A 17,730-nucleotide genomic window follows, 5' to 3' on the forward strand; every position below is an offset into this window, starting at 1 on the left:
AGCAGGCCCCCTTAGCTCAGTCGGCAGAGCGTCTCCATGGTAAGGAGAAGGTCTACGGTTCGATTCCGTAAGGGGGCTCAAAGGGTCCGGCTGGACCCGCCACGGCGGTGTAGCTCAGATGGCAGAGCAAGCGGCTCATAATCGCTGTGTCGCCGGTTCAAGTCCGGCCACCGCTACTCTCGTCCTCCGGCTTGCTTCCGGTGGATGGTGAAAGGGGCGCCGAAGGCGCCCACTTTGCATGTCCGCGTCCGCAGCGCGTACGCTGTGACGCCGTAGTTGTTGACTGAGCGAGGAAGGCACTCCGCCGTGGCGAAGGCTACCGATGTCCGGCCGAAGATCACTTTGGCGTGTGTGGAGTGCAAGGAGCGCAACTACATCACGCGCAAGAACCGCCGCAACGACCCGGACCGCATCGAGCTGAAGAAGTTCTGCCCCCGGGACGGGCGGCACACGGTCCACCGCGAGACCCGCTGACATCGCCGGCGCGAGCCGGCAGCACGACCCCGAAAGCCGATCCGGTGCGGACGGCGCGGCCCCTCGGCCGCCCGTCCACCCCGGGTCGGCTTTCCTGCTCTCCGTGTAGGTTCTCGGGCATGCCCTTGGACCCGTCCTTCGTCGGCCGGACCTATCCGCCGACCGCCCCCTACCAGGTGGGCCGAGAAAAGATCCGCGAGTTCGCCACCGCCATCGGCGCCACCGACCCGGCGCACCACGACCAGGACGCCGCCCGGGCGCTCGGGCACCCGGACGTGGTCGCCCCGCCGACCTTTCCCGTGGTGCTGACCATGGCCGCCAGCCGGCAGATCATCGAGGACCCGGCCCTCGGCGTGGACTACAGCCGGGTGGTGCACGGCGACCAGCGCTTCGCGTACGCCCGGCCCGTGGTGGCCGGGGACGAGCTGGTCTGCGTGAACACCATCGAGGGCATCAACCACCGGGGCGGGCACGACTTCCTCACCACCCGCACGGACGTCAGCACGCCGGCCGGCGAGCCGGTCGTCACCGTCTGGTCCAAGCTCGTCGTACGCGGGGAGGCCTGAGATGGAACTGCCCACCAAGACCTTCCGGGTCACCCGGGCCGACCTGGTCCGCTACGCGGGTGCCTCGGGCGACTTCAACCCGATCCACTGGAGCGACCGGTTCGCCACGAACGTGGGTCTGCCGGGGGTGATCGCGCACGGGATGTTCACCATGGCCCTCGTCGGCCGCGCGGTCGCCGAGTGGGCCGGGGCGCCGGACGCGGTGGTCGACTACGGGGTCCGGTTCACCCGTCCGGTGGTCGTCCCCGACGACGACGCCGGCACCGAGATCGAGGTCACCGCCAAGGTCAAGGAGGTCACCGACGAGGGCCTGACCAGGCTCGACATCACCGCGACATGCCGGGGCGAGAAGGTGCTCTCGCAGGCCCGGGCGGTGATCCGGACGCCCCGCTGAGGCGCTCCGCCACGCCAGATGGCAGACCGGTTGGGAAAGTGGCCTCGCTACCCGTACACTGGTCCGCCGTGGGGCAAGTGACCCCGCCCGGTGCTGGCTGGCCGGGCTGGGTGAGCGTGCCGCACAGGGGTGTAGCTCAATTGGCAGAGCAGCGGTCTCCAAAACCGCAGGCTGCAGGTTCAAGTCCTGTCACCCCTGCGCCTCAGGCCTGACCGTTCCGTGGGTCGCGCCGCCAACCGGCGGCGTTCGGCCCGTGGTGGTGGCATCGGTGGGGTGGTCCGAGGCATCGGGCCCTTCCGTCGATCCGCCGGCCGCGGCCCGTCGCGGGACGGTTGGTCCGGCCGGCGTGACCAGCGCCGCGCACACCGCACCGGTGTGCGACCCGATTTCCCGCGACGGAGGGCGAAGTGGCCGAGAACAAGCGGCGCAGCGAGGACGCCGGCGACGACCGTCTGAACGACGAGAACGTCGACGACGTGGCCGCCGACGACGCCACCGACGCGGAAGAGCCGGTCTCCCGGGGTGGCACCGCCACTCGGGCGCGGGCCAAGGCCGAGTCGGCCGACGACAGGAAGACCCGTAAGGACACCGACCGGGTGGGGCTGTTCGCCCGCATCGGGCGGTTCTTCCGCGAGGTCGTGGCCGAACTGCGTAAGGTCATCTGGCCGACCCGCAAGGAGTTGCTGACCTACACGGCCGTGGTCGTCACCTTCGTCGCCGTGATGCTGACGATCGTGGGCGCCCTGGACTACGCCTTCGCGAAGGGCGTGCTGTGGGTCTTCGGCAACGCCAGCTGACCGGCTGATTCAAGCCGATAGTGACGGAAGTGAGCGAGCGTGCCTGAGTACGACGAGACCGCCGAGACCACGGACGAGCAGTCCACGGTGGCGACGGCGGCCAGTGACGAGTCGGTCGAGGCCGCCAGCGAGCCGGACTTTCCGACCACCGAGCCTGCCCCGGACGAGGAGTACGACCCGGTGGCGGAGCTGCGCCAGAAGCTGCGCTACGCGCCTGGCGACTGGTACGTGGTGCACTCGTACGCCGGCTACGAGAACAAGGTCAAGACCAACCTCGAGACCCGGATCACGTCCCTCGACATGGAGGACTACATCTACCAGGTCGAGGTGCCGACCCGGGAAGAGGTCGAGGTCAAGAACGGCAAGCGGTCCCAGGTCCAGGCGAAGGTCTTCCCGGGCTACATCCTGGTCCGGATGGAGCTGACCGCCGAGTCGTACTCCTGCGTGCGCAACACCCCGGGCGTCACCGGCTTCGTGGGGGCGACCGACCGGGCCGACCGTCCGGCGCCGCTGAGCCTCGACGAGGTGCTCAAGTGGCTGGCCCCGGCGGTCGAGACCGAGCAGAAGAAGGCGAAGCCCGAGGTCAAGGTCCTCGACTTCGAGGTGGGCGACTCGGTCACCGTCACCGACGGCGCGTTCGCCTCGCTGCCGGCGACGATCAGCGAGATCAACGCCGACCAGCAGAAGCTCAAGGTGCTGGTGTCGATCTTCGGCCGGGAGACCCCGGTGGAGCTGAACTTCAACCAGGTCGCCAAGATCTGACGTACCGCTCGCCGGCGGTGGGCTGCGAGCCCGCCGCCGGCGTACTCGTTCCGCCTCCGTCGCCGGACCTCGGGGGAGGAGACGGCGGAACGCTGCGCTACCCTAGAACGTCGCCGCTGTCGCACCGCGCTGACCGTGCGCGCCCGCGGCCGGCGCATTTCCCAGTTTCAAGCCCCAGGAAGAGACATGCCTCCGAAGAAGAAGCTCGTCAAGACGTTCACGCTTCAGCTGCCGGCGGGCCAGGCCACCCCGGCGCCGCCGGTCGGCCCCGCGCTCGGTCAGCACGGCGTGAACATCATGGAGTTCTGCAAGTCCTACAACGCGCAGACCGAGTCCCAGCGGGGCGACATCGTCCCCGCCGAGATCAGCGTGTACGAGGACCGCACCTTCAGCTTCGTGCTGAAGACCCCGCCCGCCGCCCGGCTGCTGATCAAGGCCGCCGGCGTGCAGAAGGGCTCCGGCGTTCCGCACAAGGAGAAGGTCGGCAGCGTCACCCGCGCCCAGCTGCGCGAGATCGCCGAGAAGAAGATGGCCGACCTCAACGCCAACGACATCGAGCAGGCTGAGAAGATCATCGCCGGCACCGCCCGGTCGATGGGCCTGACCGTCGCCGACTGACGTCGCCCACCGCAGACCGGACCCGTTCGTGGGAGGGCGCGCGGACGCCGCGGCCCGCCAGAGACCACAGGAGTAATCGAGAAATGCAGCGCAGCAAGAGCTACCGCAAGGCCGCCGAGGTCATCGACCGGGCGAAGCTCTACACCCCCGCCGAGGCCGTCAAGCTGGCCAAGGAGACCACCTCCGTCAAGTTCGACGCCACGGTCGAGGTCGCGATGCGCCTCGGCGTCGACCCCCGTAAGGCGGACCAGATGGTCCGCGGCACGGTCAACCTGCCGCACGGCACCGGTAAGACCGCCCGCGTGATCGTCTTCGCCGCCGGCGCGAAGGCCGAGGAGGCCGCGGCCGCCGGTGCGGACGAGGTGGGCACCGACGAGCTCGTCGCCCGGATCCAGGGCGGCTGGCTCGACTTCGACGCGGCGATCGCCACGCCGGACCAGATGGCCAAGATCGGCCGGATCGCGCGGATCCTGGGCCCGCGCGGTCTCATGCCGAACCCGAAGACCGGCACCGTGACCATGGACGTCGCCAAGGCCGTCTCGGACATCAAGGGCGGCAAGATCACCTTCCGGGTGGACAAGCACTCCAACCTGCACCTGATCATCGGCAAGGCCTCGTTCTCCGAGTCCCAGCTGGTCGACAACTACGCCGCGGTCCTCGACGAGGTGCTGCGGGCCAAGCCGTCGGCGGCGAAGGGCAAGTACCTGAAGAAGGTCACCCTCACCACCACGATGGGCCCGGGCGTACCGGTCGACCCGAACGTGGTGAAGAACCTCCAGGAGGGCTCGGCCGAGGGCTGAGCACGGCTGCCTCGGCGGGGCCCCGCCACGACCTGTGGCGGGGCCCCGTCCGTTCGTCCGCTGTGGCAGGCTCGCGGCATGCGGTGGGAGGACGTCTGGCTGCGCTACCACCGGCGTGGCCCGTGGGTGCTGCGCGCGGCGAGCCTGGGCATCGGCTCGGGCGAGGCGGCGGTGGTGCTCGGCGGTCCCGGCCGCGCGGGTGGCCGGCGCCGTCGCCCGGTTGCGCGCCGACGGCCACCACGTCCTGCGGGTACGCTCCGACGCCGCCCTGCCCGACGCCCCGGTCCCGCCCGAGGACCGTCCGGTCGTCGGCCTGCCCGCGCCCGTCGACTCCGCCGCGGCCGAGGGCGGGTCGGCTCCGCCGGGCGACGAGCCGGGCGGTGCGGTCCACCGAGCCCGGGCGGGTGGCCCGGTGAGCGCGCTGGTCCGGCTGCGGCTGGCCGCCTTCCTGCGTACCGGGCGGGCGGTCGCGCCGCTGCTGGCCGGCCTGCTGGTCCTCGGCGTCCTGTACGGCGGCGGCCGGGCCGAGCCGGCGGAGGCCTACGGCGTCTCGGCGGTGGTGCTCTTTCCGGGCGGTGGCCTGGAGCGCGGCGGCCCTGGCGGGCTACGCCTGGCGCCGCCGCGCCCGCGCCTGACGCACGCCGCCTTCCGGGGGCGGTGCCCGCGCGTCCCGGCTCTTCGACAGGGCCGGCAGCGCCGGCCGAGGCGACGTGACCCGGAGCACGCGGGGGGCGATTTGGCCCTTGCCGCAGGTGTGGCGTAGCCTTGTCGCGAAGTACCACCCAGAGACCGCTGGTCACCGTGCCCCGGCACGGTCGAAGGTCCCGCTTCGACGGGCGACCCGCGCAGGGCGGCAAGCGAAAATCGGCTGTGTTCCCGTGGTCCGCCGACTGCGGTGAGTCCGGCCGGCCCTCGCCCCGTGCGCCCTGCGCCGGGGCTTTTCTCGTTGTCGTGGGTCCCTTCGCAACCGCGGGAGCCCGCCGGCTTCCCGGTGCACCAGCCTCGAGCAACGAGAGAGGAGGGACATGGCGGACAAGCCGATCCGGGCCGACAAGGCCACGGCCGTCGCTGAGCTGACCGAGAGCTTCCGCAACGCGGGCGCGGCGGTCCTCACCGAGTACCGTGGCCTGACGGTTGCCCAGCTCACCCAGCTGCGGCGCTCGCTCGGCAAGGAGAGCACCTACACGGTCGCGAAGAACACGCTGGCGAAGCGTGCCGCGAGCGAGGCGGGCATCTCCGGCCTCGACGAGCTGTTCACCGGTCCTACCGCGCTGACTTTCGTTTCGGGCGACGTCGTCGAGGCGGCGAAGGGCCTTCGCGACTTCGCGAAGGCCAACCCGAAGCTCGTCATCAAGGGCGGCGTCTTCGAGGGCAAGGCCATCTCCGCGGCCGAGGTCACGAAGCTCGCCGACCTGGAGTCCCGCGAGGTGCTGCTGGCCAAGCTGGCCGGCGCGATGAAGGGCAACCTGAGCAAGGCCGCGGCCCTGTTCCAGGCCCCGCTGTCGAAGACCGCCCGCCTGGCGGCCGCCCTGCAGGACAAGCGCGAGAAGGAGGGCGCCGAGGCGGCCTGAGGCCCCGCGGCGCACCCACTTACCTAGTCAAGAATTCAGGAAAGGACGCCAGACATGGCGAAGCTCAGCACCGACGAGCTGCTCGACGCGTTCAAGGAGATGACGCTGATCGAGCTCTCCGAGTTCGTGAAGCAGTTCGAGGAGACCTTCGAGGTCACCGCCGCCGCCCCGGTCGCCGTGGCCGCCGCCGCCCAGGGTGCCGCCCCGGTCGAGGCCGAGCCGGAGAAGGACGAGTTCGACGTCGTCCTCGACGCCGACGGTGGCAAGAAGATCCAGGTCATCAAGGTCGTGCGCGAGCTGACCGGCCTGGGCCTGAAGGAGGCCAAGGACCTGGTCGAGGCCGCGCCGAAGGCGGTTCTGGAGAAGGTCAACAAGGAGACCGCCGACAAGGCCAAGGCCAAGCTCGAGGGCGAGGGCGCCAAGGTCACCCTCAAGTAACTGGGGACCAGGTGCGTGTCCGGCTCCGCGTGAGCCAGGGCACACCGCGTGTGCGGCGGGCGACGATCCGGGAACGGGTCGTCGCCCGCCGTGTTGTTTGCGGACACCCACCGCAGCCGCGTGAGCAGGGCATCGACGCCGCGTGTCGGTCGGTGGGGCGGGGGCGGGCCGGTCGCCCGTCGGCGGGAAACGCCCCGCCCGGACGAGACGCCCCTTGACGCGGCCCCGGGCCGCCAGGCACGCTGACACCAGCAAGACCTTCCGCGCTTGCAACGGCCACCACTCGGGTAATGGCAGCGGCGGTGCATCCTCCGCGGCCCCGGGCGGTCCGTGGGTCCGCCGCGTTCCGAGCGGCCCGGTGCGGCCCCGTTCCGAGGGGTCCCCGAGGCACGTTCCGCCACGACCTGCGGGGCGGGCTGGACAGCGGTTAGCCTCTCGGCTACACTGCTAGTTTGCGCTGCCTTCCGACTTGACCCCTGCTCGGAAATGTCCGTTTATGGATATTTCTGGTGGGGTCATTGGAGTGCACGCGTACCAGCCGTTCTGCAGCACCGGTCCTCGGAAGGACGCATCTTGGCAGCTTCCCGCCCTGCGAAGACCAGTCGTACGTCGAGCGCTTTCGCGCCCCGCCGAGTCTCTTTCGGCAGGATCACCGAACACCTCGAGGTCCCCAACCTCCTCGCCATCCAGAACGAGTCCTTCGACTGGCTCGTCGGCAACGAGGCTTGGCAGGGCCGGTCGGCGGACGACCCGCACGCACGCTCGGGTCTCGCGGAGATCCTCGACGAGATCAGTCCCATTGAGGACTTCTCCGGCACCATGTCGCTCTCCTTCTCGGCACCGCGCTTCGACGAGGTCAAGGCCTCGATCGAGGAGTGCAAGGAGAAGGACCTGACCTACTGCGCCCCGCTGTTCGTGACGGCGGAGTTCACCAACAACACCACCGGCGAGATCAAGAGCCAGACGGTGTTCATGGGTGACTTCCCGATGATGACGCCCAAGGGCACGTTCATCATCAACGGCACCGAGCGGGTCGTGGTCAGCCAGCTCGTCCGTTCCCCGGGCGTCTACTTCGACAAGCAGCCCGACAAGACCTCCGACCGCGACCTCTCCAGCGTCAAGCTCATCCCGAGCCGGGGTGCCTGGCTGGAGTTCGACGTCGACAAGCGCGACACCGTCGGCGTCCGTATCGACCGTAAGCGCCGGCAGGCCGTCACGGTGCTGCTCAAGGCCATCGGTTGGTCGGCGGAGCGGATCCGCGAGAAGTTCGGCTGGTCCGAGCTGATGATGACCACGCTCGAGAAGGACCACATCGCCGGCCAGGACGAGGCACTGCTTGACATCTACCGCAAGCTGCGCCCTGGCGAGCCGCCGACCCGCGAGAACGCCCAGACCCTGCTGGACAATCTCTTCTTCAACCCGAAGCGGTACGACATCGCCAAGGTCGGTCGGTACAAGTTCAACAAGAAGCTCGTCCTGGACGTGCCGATCACCACCGGCACGCTGACCGAGGACGACATCGTCGCCACCGTGGAGTACCTGTGCCGGCTGCACGCCGGTGAGGAGGGCTACGAGGCCGACGACATCGACCACTTCGGCAACCGCCGGATCCGTACCGTCGGCGAACTCATCCAGAACCAGGTCCGGGTCGGCCTGTCCCGGATGGAGCGGGTCGTCCGCGAGCGGATGACCACCCAGGACGTCGAGGCGATCACGCCGCAGACCCTGATCAACATCCGTCCGGTGGTGGCGGCGATCAAGGAGTTCTTCGGCACGTCGCAGCTGTCCCAGTTCATGGACCAGACCAACCCGCTGGCGGGCCTGACCCACCGGCGGCGGCTGAACGCGCTCGGCCCGGGTGGTCTGTCCCGGGAGCGGGCCGGTTTCGAGGTCCGCGACGTGCACCCGTCGCACTACGGTCGGATGTGCCCGATCGAGACGCCGGAAGGCCCGAACATCGGTCTGATCGGCGCCCTGTCCACCTTCGCCCGGGTCAACCCGTTCGGGTTCATCGAGACGCCGTACCGGAAGGTCGTCAACGGTCGGGTCACCGACCAGATCGACTACCTGACGGCGGACGAGGAGGACCGGTTCGTCAAGGCGCAGGCCAACGCCCCGCTGAAGTCCGACGGCTCGTTCGCCGAGGACCGCGTCCTGGTCCGCCGTAAGGGCGGCGAGACCGAGGACGTGCCGCCGGAGGCCGTGGACTACATGGACATCTCGCCGCGGCAGATGGTGTCCGTCGCGACCGCGATGATCCCGTTCCTCGAGCACGACGACGCCAACCGCGCGCTCATGGGCGCGAACATGCAGCGCCAGGCGGTGCCGCTGGTCAAGGCCGAGTCGCCGCTGGTCGGCACCGGCATGGAGTACCGTGCCGCCGTCGACGCCGGCGACGTGGTGGTCGCCGAGGTCGGTGGCGTCATCGAGGACCTGTGCGCCGACTACATCACCGTCCACCAGGACGACGGCCACCGCCGGACGTACCTGCTGCACAAGTTCCGCCGCTCCAACGCCGGCTCCTGCGTCAACCAGAAGCCGGTCGTCTTCGAGGGCGACCGGGTCGAGGCCGGCCAGGTCATCGCCGACGGTCCGTGCACCGACGAGGGCGAGATGGCGCTCGGGCGCAACCTGCTCGTGGCGTTCATGACCTGGGAGGGCCACAACTACGAGGACGCGATCATCCTGTCGCAGCGCCTCGTGCAGCAGGACGTCCTCACCTCGATCCACATCGAGGAGCACGAGGTCGACGCCCGGGACACCAAGCTCGGCCCGGAGGAGATCACCCGCGACATCCCGAACGTCAGCGAGGAGATGCTCGCCGACCTCGACGAGCGGGGCATCATCCGGATCGGCGCCGAGGTCGTCCCCGGCGACATCCTGGTCGGCAAGGTCACGCCCAAGGGCGAGACCGAGCTGACCCCGGAGGAGCGGCTGCTCCGCGCGATCTTCGGCGAGAAGGCGCGCGAGGTCCGGGACACCTCGCTGAAGGTGCCGCACGGTGAGACCGGCACGGTCATCGGCGTACGGACGTTCTCCCGCGAGGACGGCGACGAGCTGCCCCCGGGCGTCAACGAGCTGGTCCGGGTCTACGTGGCCCAGAAGCGGAAGATCCAGGACGGCGACAAGCTCGCCGGCCGGCACGGCAACAAGGGTGTCATCTCGAAGATCCTGCCGATCGAGGACATGCCGTTCCTGGAGGACGGCACCCCGGTCGACATCGTGCTGAACCCGCTGGGTGTGCCGTCCCGGATGAACATCGGCCAGGTGCTGGAGACGCACCTCGGCTGGGTGGCCAAGACGGGGTGGAAGGTCGAGGGCGACGACGTCGAGTGGAAGCGCCAGCTGCGCTCCATCGAGGCGCACGAGTCGGAGCCGGACACCAACGTGGCGACGCCGGTCTTCGACGGCGCCCGCGAGGAGGAGATCTCCGGTCTGCTCGCGTCGACCCTGCCCAACCGGGACGGCAAGCAGCTGATCGGCTCCAGCGGCAAGGCGCAGCTGTTCGACGGTCGCTCCGGCGAGCCGCTGCCGGACCCGATCGCGGTCGGCTACATCTACATCCTGAAGCTCAACCACCTGGTCGACGACAAGATCCACGCCCGTTCGACCGGCCCGTACTCGATGATCACGCAGCAGCCGCTGGGTGGTAAGGCGCAGTTCGGTGGGCAGCGCTTCGGTGAGATGGAGTGCTGGGCGATGCAGGCGTACGGCGCCGCGTACGCCCTGCAGGAGCTACTGACGATCAAGTCCGACGACGTCCTGGGCCGGGTCAAGGTCTACGAGGCGATCGTCAAGGGCGAGAACATCCCGGAGCCGGGCATCCCGGAGTCGTTCAAGGTGCTGCTCAAGGAGCTCCAGTCGCTGTGCCTCAACGTCGAGGTGCTCTCCAGCGACGGGGTTGCCCTCGAGATGCGCGAGACCGACGACGAGGTGTTCCGGGCCGCGGAGGAGCTGGGCATCGACCTGTCCCGGCGCGAGCCGAGCTCGGTCGAAGAGGTGTAAGTGGTGTGGGTTGGGGGCCGGCCGCCCCGCTCTGGCGCGGGGTTCCGGGGCGCGATGCGAAGCGGGCGCGCCGGAATCCGCGAGGTCAGGCTTGATCCCGACGCGGGTCGGCCGGCCCCCAACCCCGCCCACGATTTAGCTGTAAAGACGACGACATAGGGGACATAGTGCTCGACGTCAACTTCTTCGACGAGCTGCGGATCGGCCTTGCCACCGCCGACGACATCCGTCAGTGGTCCCACGGCGAGGTCAAGAAGCCCGAGACGATCAACTACCGCACCCTCAAGCCGGAAAAGGACGGGCTCTTCTGCGAGAAGATCTTCGGCCCGCAGCGGGACTGGGAGTGCTACTGCGGTAAGTACAAGCGGGTCCGGTTCAAGGGCATCATCTGCGAGCGCTGCGGCGTCGAGGTGACCCGCTCCAAGGTCCGCCGCGAGCGGATGGGCCACATCGAGCTGGCCGCTCCGGTGACGCACATCTGGTACTTCAAGGGCGTGCCGAGCCGGCTGGGCTACCTGCTGGACCTCGCCCCCAAGGACCTCGAGAAGATCATCTACTTCGCCTCGTACGTCGTGACGAGCGTGGACGCCGAGGCGCGTCACCGCGACCTCTCGACGATCGAGAACGAGATCCTGGCGGAGAAGCGGCAGGCCGAGAACAGCCGCGACTCGGAGATCGAGAAGCGGGCCGCCAAGCTCGAGGCCGACCTGGCCGAGCTGGAGGCCGAGGGTGCCAAGGCGGACGTCCGGCGCAAGGTCAAGGAGGGCGGAGAGCGCGAGATGCGCCAGATCCGCGACCGGGCCCAGCGCGAGATCGACCGCCTGGACGAGGTGCTCGACACCTTCCGCAAGCTGGACTCGAAGCAGCTGGTCACCGACGAGCTGCTCTACCGGGAGCTGCGCGACCGGTTCGGCGAGTACTTCACCGGCGGCATGGGCGCCGAGGCCATCAAGGCGCTGGTCCAGAACATGGACCTCGACGCCGAGGCCGAGAGCCTGCGCGAGACCATCCGTACCGGCAAGGGCCAGCGGAAGATCCGGGCGCTCAAGCGGCTCAAGGTCGTGGCGGCGTTCCTGAACACCCGCAACTCGCCGCTCGGCATGGTGCTCGACTGCGTCCCGGTCATCCCGCCGGACCTGCGCCCGATGGTGCAGCTCGATGGTGGCCGCTTCGCGACCAGCGACCTGAACGACCTGTACCGCCGGGTGATCAACCGGAACAACCGCCTCAAGCGGCTGATCGACCTCGGCGCGCCCGAGATCATCGTCAACAACGAGAAGCGGATGCTCCAGGAGGCCGTCGACGCGCTGTTCGACAACGGCCGCCGCGGCCGGCCGGTCACCGGCCCGGGCAACCGTCCGCTGAAGTCGCTGTCCGACATGCTCAAGGGCAAGCAGGGCCGGTTCCGGCAGAACCTGCTGGGCAAGCGCGTCGACTACTCCGGCCGTTCGGTCATCGTGGTCGGCCCGAAGCTGAAGCTGCACCAGTGCGGCCTGCCCAAGCAGATGGCGCTGGAGCTGTTCAAGCCGTTCGTGATGAAGCGGCTGGTCGACCTCAACCACGCGCAGAACATCAAGTCCGCCAAGCGGATGGTCGAGCGGCAGCGGCCGGTCGTGTGGGACGTGCTGGAAGAGGTCATCGGCGAGCACCCGGTGCTGCTGAACCGTGCGCCGACCCTGCACCGGCTGGGCATCCAGGCCTTCGAGCCGCAGCTGGTCGAGGGCAAGGCCATCCAGATCCACCCGCTGGTCTGCACCGCGTTCAACGCCGACTTCGACGGTGACCAGATGGCGGTGCACGTGCCGCTGTCCGCCGAGGCCCAGGCCGAGGCGCGGATCCTGATGCTGTCGTCGAACAACATCCTCAAGCCGGCCGACGGCAAGCCGGTCACCATGCCCACCCAGGACATGGTCATCGGCCTGTACCACCTCACCCACCTCACCCCGGGTGGCAAGGGCGAGGGTCGGGCGTTCAGCTCGGACGCCGAGGCGCGGATGGCCTTCGACAACGGCGAACTGCACCTGCAGGCGCCGGTGAAGATCCGGCTGCGCGGGCTGGTCGGCGTCGACAACGGCGCGGGCGCCGAGCCGTGGGTCGCGCCGGAGGGCTGGGTCGAGGGCGACCCGGTGACCGTCGAGACCACCCTGGGCCGGGTGCTGTTCAACGAGACGCTGCCGCCGGGCTACCGCTTCGTGAACTACGAGATCCGCAAGGGCCAGCTCTCCGCGATCGTCAACGACCTCGCCGAGCGCTTCCCGAAGGTGGCCCTCGCGGCCACCCTCGACGGGCTCAAGGAGGCCGGGTTCCACTGGGCCACCTGGTCCGGCGTGACGATCGGCATGGAGGACGTCATCGCCCCGCCGCGCAAGCGGGAGATCCTGGAGCGGTACGAGAAGGAAGCCGACCGGATCGACAAGCAGTACCAGCGGGGCCTGATGACCGCCGAGGAACGCCGCGGCGAGCTCATCGAGATCTGGACCAAGGCGACCAACGAGGTCGCCAAGGAGATGGACACCGCGCTGCCGCAGGAGAACCCGCTGTGGAAGATGATCAACTCGGGTGCCCGCGGTAACCTGCTCCAGCTCCGCCAGATCGCCGCGATCCGTGGTCTGGTGGCCAACCCGAAGGGCGAGATCATCCCGCGGCCGATCAAGGCCAGCTACCGGGAGGGTCTGTCCGTGCTGGAGTACTTCATCTCCACGCACGGTGCCCGCAAGGGTCTCGCCGACACCGCGCTGCGGACCGCCGACTCGGGTTACCTGACCCGTCGTCTGGTGGACGTCTCGCAGGACGTCATCATCCGCGAGGAGGACTGCGGCACCGACCGGGCCATCCCGATGCAGATCGGCGAGCGGCGCGACGGCAAGCTGTACGTCCACGAGCACGCCGAGACCAGCGTGCACGCCCGGACCCTGGCCGACGACATCAAGGGGCCGGACGGCACCGTCGTCGCCGAGCGGGGTCAGGACGTCAACTCCATCCTGGTCGACAAGATCGTCGCCGCCGGGGTGGAGACGGTGCGGGTGCGCAGCGTGCTCACCTGCGAGTCGAAGCTGGGCGTCTGCGCGGCGTGCTACGGCCGCTCGCTGCCGACCGGCAAGACCGTGGACGTCGGCGAGGCGGTCGGCATCATCGCCGCCCAGTCGATCGGTGAGCCCGGTACGCAGCTGACGATGCGTACGTTCCACACCGGTGGCGTCGCGGGTGAGGACATCACCCAGGGTCTGCCGCGTGTCCAGGAGATCTTCGAGGCCCGCGTCCCGAAGGGCAAGGCGCCCATCGCCGACACCCCGGGCCGGATCCGGATCGAGGACGGAGAGCGCTCGCGGAAGATCATCGTGGTGCCGGACGACGGCAGCGACGAGATCGTCTACGACAAGATCTCCAAGCGGGTCCGGCTGCGGGCCCACGACGGGGACCACGTCGAGGTCGGCGAGAAGCTCACCGAGGGCACCATCGACCCGCACGAGCTGCTGCGCATCCTCGGCCCGCGCGCGGTCCAGGTCCACCTGACCCAGGAGGTCCAGGAGGTCTACCGCTCGCAGGGTGTGCTCATCCACGACAAGCACATCGAGATCATCATCCGCCAGATGCTCAAGCGGGTGACGGTCATCGACTCCGGCTCGACCGAGTTCCTGCCGGGCGTGCTGGTCGACCGGGCGCTGTTCGAGTCGGAGAACCGCCGGCTCGTCTCGGAGGGCGGCGAGCCCGCCGCCGGCCGCCCGGTGCTGATGGGCATCACCAAGGCATCGCTGGCCACGGACTCCTGGCTGTCGGCGGCCTCCTTCCAGGAGACCACCCGGGTGCTGACGGACGCGGCGATCCACGCCCGCAGCGACTCGCTGATCGGCCTCAAGGAGAACGTGATCATCGGTAAGCTCATCCCGGCCGGTACGGGCATCAGCAAGTACCGCAACGTCCGGGTCGAGCCGACCGAGGAGGCGAAGGCCAAGGTCTACTCGATGACCGGGTACCCGGAGACCGACTACGGCTTCGGGCCGGCCAGCGGGCAGGCGGTTCCGCTGGACGACTTCGACTTCGGGTCGTACCGCTAAAGCAGGACACGACGAGGCCCCCGGCACCCGCCGGGGGCCTCGCCGCGTTTCCGGCTTGCCGCGTTTCCGCTGGGACACCGCCATATGGCGGTAGCGGGACGGGCCGGTCGGCGGAGCGGGGCATGATGGGTGCATGACGATCGCACCCGGGCAGGTGCCCGTCGCGCAGTACGGGGCGCGCCACCCGCTCGACCCCGACCCGGTCCGCTCCAGCAAGGCCCGCGCTGTCTTCGCCCTCGGCCTGCTCGGCGCGCTCACCGGGCTCTTCCTCGGCGGGGTGGTCCCGGCCACGCTCGCCCTCGTGCTGTCCCGGCAGGCCCGCCGGGAGGCGTACGCGTCCGGAGGCTTCCTCACCGGGGCGGACTGGCTGCGCCGAGGCGAGCGGCTGGCCTGGGCCGGGCTGGTCCTGGTCGCGGCAACCCTGGTCGTCGCGGTGGTGATCGGCGTGGTCCGGCTGGCCGGCGACCCGTACGGGCACGACTTCGCCCCGAACGTGGACTGACCGTGTCGGGGAATGCCCGTACGCGCGTCCGCGGGCTCGGCCCGGCGGCGGTAGCCTGGCCGGTGCCCGTGTCCCTCACGCGATCGCGTCGATGGCCAAGCTCGCCATCGGCGGCCCGACGGTGGACACCGACCCGCGACAGGAGGCCCTCGTGACGGAACCGGCGCCGCCCTCGGGCGACCCGGCGGAGCGACCCGCCGCGCCCCCTGACCCGGCGGGCCCTGCGCCGGCGCCGGGGGAGAGCCCGTGGGCCAGGCCGAGGCCCGACGGGGGCTCGCAGTCGCGCATCGCCCCGGAGGTCGCCTCCGTGGAGTACGCCCCACCACCGGTCTCTACGCCGGTCGAGGCGCCGACCGCGCCGGTCGAGGCGCCGACCGCGCCGGCCGGAGAGCCCGAGGCCGCTGCCGGCCTGCTCACGCAGCCTGGCTCCGCACCGTGGGAGGGTTCCGCGTCGCAGCCTGGTTCCGCAGTGCAGCCTGGCTCGGCAGTGCAGCCTGGCTCGGCAGTGCAGCCTGGCTCGGCAGTGCAGCCTGGCTCGGCAGTGCAGCCTGGCTCGGCAGCGCAGCCTGGCTCCGCAGCGCAGCCAGGTTCCGGGCCGTGGCAGGGCGCCGTGCCCCAGTCCGGTTCCGCGCCGACGGTCGGGCAGTCGCCCACAATGGGGCCCGGACCGCACGCCGGGCCTGGGCCGTATCTGGGGGTGCCGCACCCGGCCCCGCTTCCCGCCGGGCCCGCGCAGCCGCCCGGGGCGTACCCGGGGCCGTCGGCCTGGCCGGGGCAGCCCGTCGGGACGCATCCGGGCCATCCGGGCCAGCCGGCGGCCGGCGCCTGGGGCGGCCCCGGCGCGAGCTGGGGGCGAGTTCCCCCGCCGCCGCGGGACGCCGCCCGCCCGCCAAAGCGGGTCGAGCCGGTGCCCGGCACGCCCTTCGGCGTGGTGCACCTCGACGTCCCGCCGGTCACCTCCGGGCTTGCCGTCGGGTCGCTGGTCGCCGGGATCGCGTCGGTCCTGGTGGCCGTCCTGGTCATCTGCGTCGGCGCGGCGGCCGGGTCCCAGCGCGTCTGGGCCGCTGGCGTGTTCACCGTGCTCGGCGTGCTGATCGGTGCGGGGGCCGTCGTCGCGGGCCTGCTCGGCACGCGGCAGATCCGCCGGCCGGCGCCCCCGCCCGCGGTGCGTTTCACGGGCCGCGGGTTGGCGGTGGCGGGGATCAGCTGCGGGGCTGCGGGGCTGGTGCTCAGCCTGCTCGGTCTGGGGCTGGCGTTGCTGCTCGGACTGGGCTGACGGCAGCGGCGGGGGAGCCCGGAGCCCGGCGGCCGAGATCTTGGTACGAAACGGCCCCCACAGGGGCCGAAACCGTCCAAGATTACTTCGCCGGAGCCGAAGCTCGGGGCGGGCGGAGTAGGGCCCTGGATCCGGTCCGCGCGGGGGCGCCGGGCCGGATCCTACGGGAGCCGTTACACTTGTTGTCGTAGGTGCCCATCGCGGGTGGGCAGGCACGACGGTTCGGCCGGCAGGGCGGTGACGCGATCTCCGGGACCTCTCCGTTTTGACCTGTGCGGCTGTGATAGGTACTCTTTCCCCTTGTGCCCGGGCCTGCCCGGGCAACTCGTGTGTGCGCTGGACCCGGTCGATCCGGTGATCGCGCGGCGACACGACAGAGCCAAAGACCCGGTGCGCGAGACGACCGCGTGCCGGTGACAGAAATCCGGCGCGCGCGCGAGCGACGGCGCCGGGTCCGTGAGCTGGGCGACACGCCCGACCGCGGGTGCCGGGACCTCCGCAAGGTGGCCCTGGCCGGAATGTAGGAGAGCCGACCACCGGGTCGGCTACGGCAGACGGCGCGGTCGCTTCGGCGGCCGAAGGGAGCGGAGAAACCCGGTGCCCACGATCCAGCAGCTGGTCCGCAAGGGCCGCCAGGCGAAGACGAGTAAGACCAAGACCCCGGCGCTGAAGGGTTCCCCTCAGCGGCGCGGCGTGTGCACCCGCGTGTACACCACCACCCCCAAGAAGCCGAACTCGGCGCTGCGCAAGGTCGCTCGTGTCAAGCTCAGCAGCCAGATCGAGGTGACCGCCTACATCCCGGGCGTGGGTCACAACCTGCAGGAACACTCGATCGTGCTCGTGCGCGGCGGCCGTGTGAAGGACCTCCCCGGCGTGCGGTACAAGATCGTTCGCGGTTCGCTGGACACCCAGGGCGTCCGCAACCGCAAGCAGGCGCGCAGCCGCTACGGCGCGAAGAAGGAGAAGAGCTGAGATGCCGCGCAAGGGACCCGCTCCGCGGAAGCCGCTGGTCGCTGACCCGGTGTACAACTCGCCGCTGGTCACCCAGCTCGTGAACAAGATCCTGCTGCGCGGCAAGCGGCAGCTCGCCGAGCGCATCGTGTACGCGGCCCTCGAGGGCTGCCGCGAGAAGTCCGGCACCGACCCGGTCGTCACCCTCAAGCGGGCGATGGACAACGTCAAGCCGACCCTCGAGGTGCGCAGCCGCCGTGTCGGTGGCGCCACCTACCAGGTGCCGGTCGAGGTCCGTCCGGCGCGGGCGACCACCCTGGGCCTGCGCTGGCTGGTCACCTACTCCCGCGCCCGGCGCGAGAAGACCATGGTCGAGCGGCTGATGAACGAGCTGCTGGACGCCAGCAACGGCCTCGGTGCCGCCGTCAAGCGGCGCGAGGACACCCACAAGATGGCCGAGTCCAACAAGGCCTTCGCGCACTACCGCTGGTAACACCCTGGTTCCGGCGCCGGCTTCGGCG

Annotated in this window: 16 protein-coding genes and 3 tRNA genes; all 19 read left to right on the top strand. The window is 70.2% G+C overall.

Features of this window, described 5'->3' with window-relative positions; genetic code table 11:
• Positions 1–5: 5 nt before the first annotated feature.
• The 19 genes from ACGFIZ_RS02460 (at position 6) to rpsG (ending at position 17,702) form a co-directional block, all read left to right on the top strand.
• A tRNA-Thr gene (locus tag ACGFIZ_RS02460) sits at positions 6–78 on the top strand.
• A 25-nt stretch (positions 79–103) separates the two neighbouring features.
• A tRNA-Met gene (locus tag ACGFIZ_RS02465) sits at positions 104–176 on the top strand.
• 130 nt (positions 177–306) lie between these two features.
• On the top strand, positions 307–474 hold the full coding sequence (gene rpmG / locus ACGFIZ_RS02470) for a 50S ribosomal protein L33 (protein ID WP_007073056.1): 168 nt from the start codon (positions 307–309) through the stop codon (positions 472–474).
• 119 nt (positions 475–593) lie between these two features.
• Positions 594–1,040 carry a MaoC family dehydratase N-terminal domain-containing protein gene (locus tag ACGFIZ_RS02475; RefSeq protein WP_393414984.1) on the top strand — a complete coding sequence of 149 codons (447 nt, stop codon included), beginning with the start codon at positions 594–596 and terminating at the stop codon, positions 1,038–1,040.
• Between the two features lies 1 nt (position 1,041).
• The gene (locus ACGFIZ_RS02480; protein ID WP_347666574.1) at positions 1,042–1,434 is read left to right on the top strand and encodes a MaoC family dehydratase; all 393 of its coding nucleotides are present in this window, start codon (positions 1,042–1,044) and stop codon (positions 1,432–1,434) included.
• A gap of 125 nt (positions 1,435–1,559) precedes the next feature.
• Positions 1,560–1,632 (top strand) — tRNA-Trp (locus ACGFIZ_RS02485).
• Positions 1,633–1,841: 209 nt separating this feature from the next.
• Entirely contained in the window at positions 1,842–2,231 is a 390-nt protein-coding gene (gene secE, locus ACGFIZ_RS02490) for a preprotein translocase subunit SecE (protein WP_347666573.1), read from the top strand.
• A gap of 39 nt (positions 2,232–2,270) precedes the next feature.
• Positions 2,271–2,993 carry a transcription termination/antitermination protein NusG gene (gene nusG / locus ACGFIZ_RS02495; protein ID WP_393414989.1) on the top strand — a complete coding sequence of 241 codons (723 nt, stop codon included), beginning with the start codon at positions 2,271–2,273 and terminating at the stop codon, positions 2,991–2,993.
• Between the two features lie 186 nt (positions 2,994–3,179).
• Positions 3,180–3,611, top strand: a complete 432-nt coding sequence (gene rplK / locus ACGFIZ_RS02500; RefSeq protein ID WP_393414992.1) for a 50S ribosomal protein L11 — start codon at positions 3,180–3,182, stop codon at positions 3,609–3,611.
• Positions 3,612–3,694: 83 nt separating this feature from the next.
• Positions 3,695–4,411 (top strand): 50S ribosomal protein L1, encoded by a 717-nt coding sequence (gene rplA / locus ACGFIZ_RS02505; RefSeq protein ID WP_393414995.1) that lies wholly within the window; start codon positions 3,695–3,697, stop codon positions 4,409–4,411.
• 199 nt (positions 4,412–4,610) lie between these two features.
• Complete coding sequence (locus tag ACGFIZ_RS02510; RefSeq protein WP_393414998.1) at positions 4,611–5,174, top strand: hypothetical protein; 564 nt, start codon at positions 4,611–4,613, stop codon at positions 5,172–5,174.
• Between the two features lie 262 nt (positions 5,175–5,436).
• Positions 5,437–5,982 carry a 50S ribosomal protein L10 gene (rplJ, locus tag ACGFIZ_RS02515; RefSeq protein ID WP_347666568.1) on the top strand — a complete coding sequence of 182 codons (546 nt, stop codon included), beginning with the start codon at positions 5,437–5,439 and terminating at the stop codon, positions 5,980–5,982.
• Positions 5,983–6,036: 54 nt separating this feature from the next.
• Positions 6,037–6,420 carry a 50S ribosomal protein L7/L12 gene (gene rplL, locus ACGFIZ_RS02520; RefSeq protein WP_347666567.1) on the top strand — a complete coding sequence of 128 codons (384 nt, stop codon included), beginning with the start codon at positions 6,037–6,039 and terminating at the stop codon, positions 6,418–6,420.
• Positions 6,421–6,993: 573 nt separating this feature from the next.
• The gene (locus ACGFIZ_RS02525; protein ID WP_393415003.1) at positions 6,994–10,425 is read left to right on the top strand and encodes a DNA-directed RNA polymerase subunit beta; all 3,432 of its coding nucleotides are present in this window, start codon (positions 6,994–6,996) and stop codon (positions 10,423–10,425) included.
• Between the two features lie 167 nt (positions 10,426–10,592).
• The gene (locus ACGFIZ_RS02530; RefSeq protein WP_393415006.1) at positions 10,593–14,480 is read left to right on the top strand and encodes a DNA-directed RNA polymerase subunit beta'; all 3,888 of its coding nucleotides are present in this window, start codon (positions 10,593–10,595) and stop codon (positions 14,478–14,480) included.
• 133 nt (positions 14,481–14,613) lie between these two features.
• Positions 14,614–14,982 carry a hypothetical protein gene (locus tag ACGFIZ_RS02535; RefSeq protein ID WP_393415009.1) on the top strand — a complete coding sequence of 123 codons (369 nt, stop codon included), beginning with the start codon at positions 14,614–14,616 and terminating at the stop codon, positions 14,980–14,982.
• 907 nt (positions 14,983–15,889) lie between these two features.
• Positions 15,890–16,258, top strand: a complete 369-nt coding sequence (locus ACGFIZ_RS02540) for a hypothetical protein (protein ID WP_393415012.1) — start codon at positions 15,890–15,892, stop codon at positions 16,256–16,258.
• 597 nt (positions 16,259–16,855) lie between these two features.
• Positions 16,856–17,230: a 30S ribosomal protein S12 gene (gene rpsL / locus ACGFIZ_RS02545; protein WP_014440718.1), complete on the top strand. Its 375-nt coding sequence runs from the start codon at positions 16,856–16,858 to the stop codon at positions 17,228–17,230.
• 1 nt (position 17,231) lies between these two features.
• Positions 17,232–17,702 carry a 30S ribosomal protein S7 gene (rpsG, locus tag ACGFIZ_RS02550; RefSeq protein WP_013735957.1) on the top strand — a complete coding sequence of 157 codons (471 nt, stop codon included), beginning with the start codon at positions 17,232–17,234 and terminating at the stop codon, positions 17,700–17,702.
• The last annotated feature ends 28 nt before the right edge of the window (positions 17,703–17,730 follow it).

The organism is Micromonospora sp. NPDC048830 (assembly GCF_043198215.1).
GTDB lineage: Bacteria > Actinomycetota > Actinomycetes > Mycobacteriales > Micromonosporaceae > Micromonospora.